11 protein-coding genes are annotated in these 11,511 nt (G+C 61.3%); 4 read left to right on the forward strand and 7 right to left on the reverse strand.

Annotated elements, in window-relative coordinates; translation table 11 throughout:
- Positions 1-322 precede the first annotated feature (322 nt).
- Positions 323-841 carry a CAP domain-containing protein gene (locus tag NKJ20_RS33160; protein WP_352749810.1) on the forward strand — a complete coding sequence of 173 codons (519 nt, stop codon included), beginning with the start codon at positions 323-325 and terminating at the stop codon, positions 839-841.
- A 43-nt stretch (positions 842-884) separates the two neighbouring features.
- Here NKJ20_RS33160 and NKJ20_RS33165 read toward each other — a convergent pair whose 3' ends face one another.
- The 6 genes from NKJ20_RS33165 to NKJ20_RS33190 form a co-directional block, all read right to left on the reverse strand.
- Positions 885-3,572 (reverse strand): EAL domain-containing protein, encoded by a 2,688-nt coding sequence (locus NKJ20_RS33165; RefSeq protein ID WP_352749811.1) that lies wholly within the window; start codon positions 3,570-3,572, stop codon positions 885-887.
- A gap of 174 nt (positions 3,573-3,746) precedes the next feature.
- Positions 3,747-5,282, reverse strand: a complete 1,536-nt coding sequence (locus NKJ20_RS33170) for a DHA2 family efflux MFS transporter permease subunit (protein WP_023674328.1) — start codon at positions 5,280-5,282, stop codon at positions 3,747-3,749.
- Positions 5,283-5,587: 305 nt separating this feature from the next.
- Entirely contained in the window at positions 5,588-6,766 is a 1,179-nt protein-coding gene (locus tag NKJ20_RS33175; protein ID WP_352749812.1) for an HlyD family secretion protein, read from the reverse strand.
- Positions 6,763-7,242 (reverse strand): MarR family winged helix-turn-helix transcriptional regulator, encoded by a 480-nt coding sequence (locus NKJ20_RS33180; protein WP_352749816.1) that lies wholly within the window; start codon positions 7,240-7,242, stop codon positions 6,763-6,765. Before NKJ20_RS33180 ends, NKJ20_RS33175 begins: the two co-directional genes overlap by 4 nt.
- Before the next feature lie 156 nt (positions 7,243-7,398).
- Positions 7,399-8,307, reverse strand: coding sequence for a LysR substrate-binding domain-containing protein (locus NKJ20_RS33185; protein WP_352749814.1), 909 nt, complete (start codon positions 8,305-8,307; stop codon positions 7,399-7,401).
- Positions 8,304-8,705: a hypothetical protein gene (locus tag NKJ20_RS33190; RefSeq protein WP_352749822.1), complete on the reverse strand. Its 402-nt coding sequence runs from the start codon at positions 8,703-8,705 to the stop codon at positions 8,304-8,306. Before NKJ20_RS33190 ends, NKJ20_RS33185 begins: the two co-directional genes overlap by 4 nt.
- Between NKJ20_RS33190 and NKJ20_RS33195 the strand changes: the two genes are divergently transcribed.
- Positions 8,589-9,773 (forward strand): FAD-binding oxidoreductase, encoded by a 1,185-nt coding sequence (locus NKJ20_RS33195; protein ID WP_352749818.1) that lies wholly within the window; start codon positions 8,589-8,591, stop codon positions 9,771-9,773. The two genes, NKJ20_RS33190 and NKJ20_RS33195, sit on opposite strands and share 117 nt — an antisense overlap.
- A complete protein-coding gene (locus NKJ20_RS33200; RefSeq protein WP_352749820.1) occupies positions 9,761-9,835 on the forward strand; it encodes a BBE domain-containing protein in 75 nt (24 codons plus the stop codon). Before NKJ20_RS33195 ends, NKJ20_RS33200 begins: the two co-directional genes overlap by 13 nt.
- A gap of 40 nt (positions 9,836-9,875) precedes the next feature.
- Here NKJ20_RS33200 and NKJ20_RS33205 read toward each other — a convergent pair whose 3' ends face one another.
- Positions 9,876-10,811 (reverse strand): bifunctional helix-turn-helix transcriptional regulator/GNAT family N-acetyltransferase, encoded by a 936-nt coding sequence (locus tag NKJ20_RS33205; RefSeq protein WP_352503383.1) that lies wholly within the window; start codon positions 10,809-10,811, stop codon positions 9,876-9,878.
- 217 nt (positions 10,812-11,028) lie between these two features.
- Between NKJ20_RS33205 and groES the strand changes: the two genes are divergently transcribed.
- The gene (gene groES / locus NKJ20_RS33210; protein ID WP_006203049.1) at positions 11,029-11,325 is read left to right on the forward strand and encodes a co-chaperone GroES; all 297 of its coding nucleotides are present in this window, start codon (positions 11,029-11,031) and stop codon (positions 11,323-11,325) included.
- The last annotated feature ends 186 nt before the right edge of the window (positions 11,326-11,511 follow it).

The raw sequence follows: 11,511 nt of genomic DNA on the forward strand, positions 1-11,511 counted from the left end.
TCATCCGCAAACCCACGCACCAAATGACGCGTCAGCGGCTTCGTTCAATCCCTCGCGATTCAAACTGAACGTCCGACGCTCTAGTGAAGCCGCAAAGGTGGGGAAAAAGAAGCTCTCTGTCCGTGAAGGCCTGACTGGGTATCGAGCTCCTGGGAGTATCGAGCCCGAACAGCCGTCTGGGCGAATGCTGCCATCCGAGCAGGCCTGTTTCGATTGAGCGGTGAAATCAATCCGACAAAGTGTCATCGCGTCGAAACCATTCATCACGCATTTTCACCGCCCTGCCCGGCAAAAGCCATCATCGCGGTTATGTCAGGCGGGCATGACCGTTACGAAAATCGAAAATTATGAGGCCCAACCAAGCCTAAGCAGGCGCGTGCTGCTCAGAGCTGCCGGCCTTGGCGCCATTGCCGGGCTCACCGCCTGCGCAACCGCCGTGCTGCCAATCGGCGATAGCGCCGGCGTCTCTGCTTCCGCCGCCGGCACGCTGGCCGGCATCCGCGCTTCGGCGGGTCTCGGGCCGCTTGTCCCCGATGCGCCGCTCGAGCAGGCGGCGCTGCAGCAGGCCGGCTATATGGCGCGCGGCGGCCGAATGAACCACACCACCGGCTGGGGCAAGGACTTTGCCTCGCGCGTCAAAGACAATGGCATTGCCGGCGCTGCCGCCGAAAACATCGCCGAAGGCCGCTTCGACCAGCAGAAGCTGTTTGATATCTGGGTGCATTCGCCAGGCCACCGCCGCAACATGCTCGACCCGCGCTTCACCCGCTTCGGCCTCGCCTATGTGCGCGACGGCCGCGACAGCACGCTTCGCTACTGGTGCCTTGTGCTCGGCAGATAACTTCCGCCATTTGGTCGGCAGAAGCCTGCTGGCGACCGATCCGTCAGTCTTTGCGGCCGCCGCCGAGCAATTCCTCGACGTCCTGCGCACAAATCGGCCTGCTGAAATGATAGCCCTGCATTTCGTCGCAATTGTTTCTGCGCAGGAAAGCCACCTGATCATCTGTCTCAACGCCCTCGGCGATGACCCTCAGGTTGAGATTTTGCCCCAATGAAATCACCGCGCTGGCCACAGCCTGATCGTTCTCGTCGGCGGCGAGATCCTTGATGAAGGACTTGTCGATCTTCAGCCGCGCCACGGGAAAGGTCTTGAGTGCGCTGAGGCTGGAATAGCCGGTGCCGAAATCATCGATCGAGATCTGGACACCCAGGCTTTGCAGGGCGTTCATGGTGGCGACCGCCAGCTCGATATCCTGCATGATAAGGCTCTCGGTCAACTCCAGCTCGAGATACCTGGCCTCCAGGCCGCTGTCCTTCAGCGCGCTGACGATGCGATCGATCAGGTTGCGCTCCCTGAATTGCCGCGCCGACACATTCACGCAAACGGTCAAGGGCGGCAGTCCTGCGTCTTGCCAGGCTTTGTTCTGCCGGCACGCCTCATGCAGGACCCAGTCGCCGATCGGTACGATCAGACCTGTCTCCTCGGCGGTCGGGATGAACATCGTCGGCATTACCGTGCCAAGCGTTGGGTGGTTCCAGCGTATCAGCGCCTCGACCGCAAAAACCCGACCTGACCGAAGGTCCACCTGCGGTTGGTAGAGCAGCGTGAATTCCGAACGCGCCAAGGCGTTTCGCAACTCTTCCTGAAGCACGAATTTTTCATGCGCCCTGGTGTTGAACTCGGGAGCGTAAAACTGGAAATTATCGCGGCCGAACTCCTTGGCGCGATACATGGCCGCATCGGCATTTGCCAGCAGCGTATCGGGATCCATTCCATCCTTGGGATAGTTGGCAATGCCGATACTGGCCGTCGCCCGCACAAGATGCGCTCCGAGCTGAACCGGCTCGGCGAGTGCAGCCCTGAGCTTTTGCAAGGTCTCGGAAACGAGATCGACGTTCGCCGGCTGGTCGAAAAGCACGACGACGAATTCGTCGCCGCCAAGTCGCACGACGGTATCGGTCGCCCGGACGCAGTCGACCATGCGACTTGCGACGATCTTCAGGAGCTCGTCGCCGGCATTGTGGCCGAGCGTGTCGTTGACGAATTTGAAATTGTCCAGATCGATGAACACCACTGTCACCCAGCGATCGTATCGCTGGGCGTACAAGAGCGCCTGTGAAAGCCGGTCCTCCAACAAGGCGCGATTGGGAAGCCCGGTCAGCACGTCATGATTGGCCATGAAGTGGATCCGGTCTTCGGCCTGTTTGCGTTCGATGGCGATCCCGGCGATGCGCGTGGTGAAATCGATGAGGCGAGTCTCGGCCTCGGTCGGTTCGCGCACCGTCATAGAATACATCGCAAAAACGCCGAGCACGGCGCCCTGATGCGACAGGATCGGCGTCGACCAGCATGAACGCAAACCGTGTGGCCGCGCGAGTTCGCGATAGTCCTGCCAAAGCGGATCCTGCATGATGTCAGCGACAATCACCGGCTCGCGCCGATAGACTGCGGTACCGCAAGACCCTGCCCTTGGGCCTACCGCGGCGCCGTCGACGGCGTCGGTGTAGTCTCTCGCCAGGCTCGGCGCGGCGGCGTGGCGCAAGTGGCTGCCATCCTTGTCGAGCAGCAAGACCGAACCGAATATCCCCGCCAGTTGGGACTCGACCAGACGCATGAGCCGCTCGAGCACGTCTTCGAGGGGAGCGCTCTTTGCGATCATCTCGAGGATATGCGCCTGCCCGTCGCGAAGGATTTCGGCCTGCTTGCGCGCAGTGATGTCGCGGGCAATGCCGACGAGGCCGAAAATGTTGTTCTGAACGTTGCGCAACGGCAGTTTCGTAGACAGGAACCATTTGCCGGTGCCTGACGCATCGACGACGAACTCCTCCTCGTCGATCATCGGTTGTCCGTCGCGCATCAGTTGCTGCTCGATGAGGCGAAATTTCTGCGCAAGATCCGGCGCGTGAAGGTCGAAGTCGCTCAGACCGATCATGTCGCTCGTGCTGTCTCGACCGCTGTCGGACGCAATGGCTCGGTTGGCGACGACGAAGCGGCTTTCGGTGTCCTTCACCCACATGTAGTCAGGCACCAGGTCGATCAGCGTCTGCAAGGAGATACGCTCGTCGACGACCAAGCGGTTGGCGCTGAGCTCGCTGATGTCCTCATGCGTGGCCACCCAGCCGCCGTCAGGCATCGGCTGATGGCAGACCTGAATTGTCCGGCCATCGGCGAGCTCGGCTGTCCAGTTCCCCGAAGCCGTGCCCGAATTGACTGCCCGGGCCAACGCCAGATAAGCGTCCGCATTCATTGCCGAGGTTCCGACAGCGACGCGCCGCTCGACGATTTCGCGCAGCGCCGCACCCGGCTGCAATTGCTCCGGTGCAAGGCGATAGATTTCCGCATAGCGTCGATTGCACAGGATCAGCCGTTCATCGGCATCAAAGAAACAGATGCCTTGCGAGATGTTCTCTATCGCGGTCTGGAACCGCAGTGCCTGGTCCTGAAGTGCCGCAATCGTGGCGCGAAGCTCGCGCTCGAGGGCCTCATATGAGGCAGTCGCCAGTTGTGCCAGCGTCGTCAAATTTGCGGATTCGGGCGCGCCGGCGGTTTGCCTGGATGACTTCGTGGCCAAACACAATTCCTCCCGCTGATGCTTGAGGCAAGCAAAGGAGGCTCGCCTTCAACCCAAAAGCGACTGCATATTGGTCCGGATATACTAATGGCAGGTGAACCTGGCTCAACGCCGACGCTACCGGCACAGGCAACGGAAGCCGTGAGCCGGTCGCGGTGCCGGAGCCGTGAGAACTTAGTCCATATGCGCGGCAGGCGCCCCACCGGCGGGCGGCGCCGCCTTTGGCTTGCGCAGCAGGAAAACAAAGGGGACAGCAAGCAGCGTCATCATCATCAACAGCTTGAAGTCATTGACGTAGGAGATCATCATCGCCTGGATATTGACCATGCGATCCATCAGCGACAGCGCCGTCGGATCGCCGCCCGCCGCTGCCGGCGATGCCGCCCAGAGGTTGGGGTTGAACGGATTGATATAGGCCGAGAGCTCGGCGTGGTTGATCTGCGTGTTGCGTACCAGCAGAACCGTCACCACCGATACGCCGATCGACGAGCCAAGATTGCGCACCAGGCTGAACAGCGCCGTTGCATCGGTGCGGAAACGTGCGTCGAGCGTGGCGAAAGCCACGGTGGACAGCGGCACGAACACCATTCCCATTCCAAGGCCCTGGATGACGCCGGAACTGAGGATAAGCCAGTTGTCCATCTGCGGCGAAAAGCTCGACATCGTGTAGAGCGATTGCGCGGTCAGCAGGAAGCCAATGACGACGAGGATCCTGGCATCGATCCTGTGCATGATCCGCCCGACGAACAGCATCGCGATCATCGTGCCGACACCGCGCGGCCCCAGGACGACGCCGATGGTGAGGGTCGGATAGCCGAAGATGGTCGACAGCATTGGCGGCAGCAGCGACATGCTCGCCAGGATGAGCACGCCCATGACAAAGATGAACGCCAGCCCGGTGACGAAATTGCGGTCGAGGAAGATCTTGGGGTCGATAAAGGGGTGCTCCGCCGTCAACGTATGTATGGTGAATACCCAGAAGCCGGTGATGGAAAGACCAAGCTCGATCCATATCTCGATCGAGGAAAACCAGTCGACCTCGCCGCCGCGATCGAGCATCAGCTGCAGCGCGCCGACACCGAGCGAGAGCATGGTGAAGCCGAAGAAATCGAAGCTGCGCACGCGACGGGCGACGCTGGGAAGATATGCGGCCATGCCAAGGAAGGCGATGATGCCGACCGGCAGGTTGATGAAGAACACCCAGCGCCAATTGAAATTCTCGGTCAGCCAGCCACCCAGCGTCGGGCCAAGGATTGGTCCCAGCATGATGCCGGCGCCCCAGATGGCCATGGCCTGGCCGTGGCGTTCCCTAGGGTTGATGTCGAGCAGGAAGGTCTGTGACAGCGGCACGATGGCCGCGCCGAACACGCCTTGCATGAGCCGGAACAAAACGATGGTCTCAAGGCTCCAGGCGATGCCGCACAGCATTGAAAAGACGGTGAAACCGACCACGGCCGTCAGGAACAGCTCCTTGCGGCCGAAGCGGTCGGCAAGCCAGCCGGTCACCGGCGTCATGATCGCCGCGGCAACGATGTAGGAGGTCAGCACCCAGTTGATGTTGTCGGGGGAGGCGCCGAGATCGCCGGTCATGGTCGGCAGCGCAACGTTGGCGATCGTCGTGTCGAGCGCCTGCATGATCGTCGCAAGCATGAGCGCAACTGTGATCAGGCCGCGGTGCGGTACTTCGCGAAAGGGTTCTGGGCTGCTCATGAGCTAAAACTTCCAGCAGGTAACAAAAACGTGTACATTAGGTTTCCGGACGGCGAGGCCCTCGCTGTAGAGAGACCCTCATCGCGGTGGGACGCGAGCATCGATGTGGGGGTTACATCGACTGAGCGTCTCGACAAAGCGGGCGCCTGCCGCCCGGAAACCTGAGGACCGAAGATCCTGCGCGGCGTTGTCTGCTCAGGCAGGCTACAGCGCAGCCCGTCCACGCATTCAACTTTTCCTGCGCCTCCCTCGGACCAATCCTGCATCCATCTCGCTGTTTGCTATGCGGCCGCTACCAGGCCTCTTTACCTCGCCTCGCCTGCCGTGGCGCGGCGGAAAATGTTCGGCAGCCCGCGGGAAACGCCGGTGTCCACCGTGACCGTCGCGCTCATGCCGGTGCGCAGCGCCGTCTTGGCGTCGGCATCGGCCAATTCCAGGCGGACCGGAATGCGCTGCGTGACCTTGACCCAGTTGCCGGTGGCGTTCTGCGCGGGCAGCAGCGAGAACTCGGCCCCGGTGCCGGCGCCGATCGCCTTGACGGTGGCTTCGAACGTCTTGCCCGGATAGGTATCGACCACGATTTCGGCCTTCTGGCCCGGCTTCATGTTGGTGAGCTGGGTTTCCTTGAAATTGGCGTCGACCCAGGTGTCGCCGGTCTCGACCAGCGAAAACAGCGGCGTGCCCGAACCGACATACTGGCCGACCTTGAACGAAGCGGCCTGGCTGATGATGCCGTCGGCAGGTGCCTTGACCGTGGTCTGGACCAGATCGTAGGCCGCCTTGTCGCGTGCGGCGAGCGCCGCCATTACCGTTGGATGCTTGTCGGTCTCGATGTCGGGACTGCCGCCAAGTGCCGCCTTGGCGCTGACGATCCCTTGCTGGGCCACGGCCAGCTGCTGCTTCGCCTTGTCGAGGTCGTTCTTGGCTTCGTCCAGAGACGACTTGGCGTTGATGCCCTTGCGGGCAAGGTCGGCGGCGCGGTCATATTGCGACTGCGCGTACTGGACCTGGCTTTCGTCGGACTTCTCCTGCGCCAGCGCCTGGCTGTAGGCCGCACGCAGCTGCTCGACATTGAGCCGTGCGCCGGCCACCGCCGCGTCGGCCTGAGCCAATGCGATCCGGTAGGGCTCGGGATCGATAGCGAACAACACGCCGCCCTGCTTGACAGACTGGTTGTCGAAAATGTCGACCTGAACGATGCGGCCCGCCGTATCGGCGGCTATCGACACCTTGGCCTGCTGCAGATTGGCGTTCTCGGTCTCCTGATAGCGGCCGCCGGTCACCCAGACATAGCTGCCGCCGGCGATCAACGCAGCGGGCAGCACAAACATCAAAAGGAAACGGCCGGCACGGCGCTTCTTCTTCAGCGCCACCGGCGCCGGAGCTATTTGCGGAGCGACTGTTACCGGAGCTGCCGCCGGCTTCGCGGGAGCTTCCATCTCCAGCTTGGCCGCATTCTCATCTAGTTTGGCTACCGCGTTCATGCTGCTGCGCCTTCCGTATTCTTCACTTTTTCCGAGGGCGGCGTCTCACCATCTGCAAGATTCTGCACCATTGTCTCCAGCGCCCTGACCAGGACGCGGCGATCTTCCGGCGAAACGCCAACGAGCGATTCCTCATAAACCTCGCCGGCAAGGCTCTTGACATGGGTGTAGGCCGCGTCCGCCTTGGCGGTCGGGAAAATCATGCGCACTCGTCTGTCGGTTGCGTCGGGACGGCGCTCGATCCAGCCGCCCTCCTCCATGCGATCGACAAGACGCGAGACGCTGATCGGCTCGATTTCGAGAAGCTCGGCAAGCCGCGCCTGCGCGACACCCGCCTCCTTGGCGACACGTACCAGAAGCCGCCATTGCGCCGAAGAAAGGCCGAAACCACTGGCGCGCGCCTCGAAGCGCTTGCGCATCAGGCGCTGCACGTCGTGGATCAAAAAGCCCAATCTGTCGATGCCGTCGGAAACCATGAGCGACATATATAATAAGCGTGCTCATAATTCAAGGAGCCGGATTGTGCCAGAAGCCGGCGAGTGTGCATGGCAGTCGGTGCAGGGCGATCGTGGTTAGCAATTTATTACGCCGGGCGCTTGTGACGAGCATGCAGAAGATCGGCGTTCAGATGCTCAGACTATCGATCTCATCCAGGCGGAAAACGCTTCGATATGCGCTTGTCGGGGGTGATTGGCTACGCAGGCAAGGTAAAAGCCATAGCCTGGCAGACAGAGATCATGTGCCTTGACTAGCCTGCCAGCCTCGAGTTCGCCACTGACGACCACATCGCTGCAGATAGCGATACCTTGGCCTGCCGCTACCGCGTCAATCGCGTGCAGCTCTTCGCGGAAGCTTAGGTCCCATGCCTGGTTGGCATTGGGGATGCTGGGATCGATCGAGCGTGCGATCGTCAGCCATCGTTGCCAAGTCGGCGCTTCCGGGTCGCGGTTCGTCCAATTGAAATGGATGAGCGGGTATTGCAGCAGATCGGCGGCGCGCTCGATCTGTCGGTCGCCTCCTGCGAACAGCTCCGGGCTGCATACCGGAAAGAATGCGTCCCGAAAAATTTCCTGCGCGGGAACATCCCGCGGCATCCTGCGCGCATAGCGGATCGCGACGTCGGCGTCACCGGCTCGCAGGTCCAGAACGGCGTCTGTCCCGATGATCTCCAGTGGAATGTTCGGATGCTGTTCGCGCCACTTCGACAGGCGCGGAACCAGCCATCGGCTGGCAAATGCATTTGGGCTCGTCACGCGCAACGGGCGTTGGCCAACTCCGGCCGAGGCTGATGCTATTGCCGCAGCGAAAGCGTCGAAGCCGCTGCAAATTACCGGGAATAGCCGTTCGCCCACGCCTGTGAGCACGAGCGGTCGTGGGCGCCGCCGGAACAGCAGTTGCCCACAGACCTCCTCCAGCAATCGAATCTGGTGGCTGATGGCCGTTGGCGTCACTCCGAGTTCCGTCGCGGCCTTCCTGAAGCTCATCAGCCTGGCAGCGGCTTCGAAGGCGCGAAGCGACCCGAGCGGCGGAAGTTTTCTCATCCAGGCAGTTTAGATGAATTTAGCTCATCCAGCGACTGAGATATTCGATTTTGCAGCGAATGGCGCCGCATGAGATATTTATGATCCGGTGAACGACAGCGGCCTGTCCGACCGTGCTGGATCACGAAGGGTATCCCTCGATGAGCATGTTCAAGCTTATAGACGGTTCCGAGCCGACGTTGCAGGCGCCAGATATCGCCCGGCTCAGGCAGGCGATTCGCGGCGATCTGATCCTTGCGGACGATCCTGGCTATGACCAGGCGCGCAGAGTTTGGAATGGCATGGTCGATAAGAGGCCGGCGGCTGTCTTCTATTGCGCCGAATCCAGCGATGTCGTCACGGCCGTCAACTTCGCCCGATCGCAAGGCTTCCTCGTCGCCGTCCGCGGCGGTGGTCATAACGTCGCCGGCAGTTCGGTATGCGACGGCGGCTTGGTGATCGATGTGTCACGCATGAAGCGGATCGAAGTCGACCCGATCCGCCGTGTCGCGCGCGCCGAAGCCGGCCTGAACCTGGGCGAGTTCGACGCAGCCACACAGGTCCATGGTCTTGCGACGACCATGGGTGTCAACGCGGATACCGGCATAGCCGGACTGACACTCGGCGGCGGGTTCGGCAAGCTTGGCCGCAAACATGGACTGAGCTGCGACAACCTTGTCGCTGTCGAAATCGTGACGGCGGACGGCCGGTTGCTCACGGCAAACGCGGCCGAAAATGCAGATTTGTTCTGGGGCATTCGGGGCGGCGGCGGCAATTTCGGAATAGTCACCACCTTCGAATACAAGCTCCATCCCGTGGGTCCGCTCCTCATCGCGGGATCGATGCTATACCGCTACGCAGAGGCACGCGAAGCGATGCGGTTCTATCGTGCGTTCTCGAGCGGCGCCCCGGATGAGCTGAGCCTGGATGCAGCACTTGTGACGGCGCCCTCGGGCGAACGCTTCTTCAGCATATCGGCGTGCTACATCGGCCCACTCGACGAAGGCCAGCAAATCATTCAACCTCTGAGAGAGTATGGCACGCCAGTTGAGCGCCGGATTGCTCCTGTCCCCTATCTTCAAATCCAATCGGCCGGGGACAGCCTCTTTCCGCGCGGGCGGCGCTACTACTGGAAGGCGCAGTTCATGCGCGAAATCACAGATCAGGCGATCGATACCATGCTTGCGGCTTACATGACTGCACCCAGCGAATCGCTTCTAGTCCTGCAGCAGGTTGGCGGCGCCATCTCGCGAGTACCGATGGACGGAACGCCCTACGCCAACAGAGATGCACTTTACGATTGCTTCCCGATATCGATCTGGGACAATCCGTCTGACGACGAAACGCACATCCGATGGGCGCGCGACCTGTGGGATGCAATGAGACCGTTCTCGACCGGCGGCGTCTATGCGAATATCTCGGCGAAGAAGGCACTGATCGGGTTCTGGCGGCTTACGGCGAGAATTATCCGAGGTTGGCCGCACTAAAGAACAAGTATGATCCCACCAATTTCTTTCGCTTGAACCAAAACACTAAGCCTGCGACCTGAGCGACCGCCCCAGGCCGATGCTCGAAATTCTGCGGCGCTGCTACAGCTCCAAATTCCAGTTCTGGCCGACCAGATCCTTGCCGAAGGAATGGTGGCGCTCCTCGTTGGTCAATTTAAAGCCCGCAGCCTCATAGATGTGGCGGGCGGCGGCGAGCACGTCGTTGGTCCACAGCGTCAGTGTCGTGTAACCCGTGGCGCGGCAAAAGCCGATACATTCCTCGACCAGCCGCTTGCCGATGCCGAGGCCGCGCGCCGACGGCTCGACATAGAGTAGGCGCAACTTCGCCACCGCGTCCGACTGGCGCACGACGAAGACCGAGCCGACGACCTCGCCTTGCCGCTCGGCGATCCAGCTGCGTTCCCATTTCGGATCGAAGGATTTGACGAATGCGCCGAGGATTTCGGCGACCAGCGCCTCATAGGTTTCGTCCCAGCCATATTCCTGTGCGTAGAGCAGGCCCTGCCGATGGATAATCCAGCCGATGTCGCCGACTTGCAGAGGCCGCAGCATATAGGGAATTTTGGGCTCGGCGCTTCCGCCCAGCAGACGCTGTACCGTCTGCATGGCCTTGACCAGCCTGTCCTGTTCGGGAACTGGAAGCCGGTCGAGCAATGCCGCGACCTGGTCGTGCGAACCCTGGTTCAGCGGCGCGAAGGCCTGCCGCCCGGCCTTGGTCAGCGCGATCGTCGAACGCCGTGCATCCGTCTCGATCGTGGCGCGCTCGACCAGATCACGCTCCTCGAACTTCTTCAGCAGCCGGCTGAGATAACCGGCATCGAGGCCGAGATCGCGCCCAAGGTCGGTGGCGGTCAGGCCATCGCGATGCGCCAGCTCATAGAGCACTCGCGCCTCGGTCAGCGAGAAGGTGCTTTTCAGCAGCCCTTCGTCGAGCAGCCCGATCTGGCGGGTGTAGAAGCGGTTGAAGGCCCGCACCGCGTCGATCCGCTCCTTGCCTGGGTGATGATGAATGGTCATGGCATCCTCCTCCCGGCAAGATCAGCGATTTAGTTGACTTAGTCAAGTATCCGTTTGAAGCAATTGTCCTGATGATGCTCACCGGGCGCCTTGACTCGCGCGAGTTGCCAGCCTATTTCAGCGCCACGTTAGCACTCCCCCAAGATGAGTGCTAACCACATGTCCGGCGCCGCCGGACGGAGGAACTGTTCTCACCATTCTCATCGAGGAATAAAAAATGGCAAAGTCGAAGTTCCGCCCGCTTCATGACCGCGTGGTCGTTCGTCGGGTCGAATCCGAATCCAAGACCGCGGGCGGGATCATCATCCCCGACACGGCTAAGGAAAAGCCGCAGGAAGGCGAGATCATCGCCGTCGGTTCCGGCGCCCGCGACGAAGCCGGCAAGCTCGTCCCGCTGGACGTCAAGGCCGGTGACCGCATCCTGTTCGGCAAGTGGTCGGGCACCGAAGTCAAGCTCAATGGCGAAGACCTTCTGATCATGAAGGAATCCGACATCATGGGCATCATCGGCTGAATATCGGCCTCACCCTCATTTAAATCTTCGGGCTCAATCCAAGCCCGTGCCAGGAGCTAAAAATGGCTGCCAAAGACGTAAAATTCTCCCGCGACGCTCGCGAGCGCATGCTGCGCGGCGTCAACATCCTCGCCGACGCGGTGAAGGTCACGCTCGGCCCCAAGGGCCGCAACGTCGTCATCGACA

Origin of the sequence: Mesorhizobium sp. M0185 (genome assembly GCF_040322175.1) — a bacterium.
Taxonomy (GTDB): Bacteria; Pseudomonadota; Alphaproteobacteria; order Rhizobiales; family Rhizobiaceae; genus Mesorhizobium.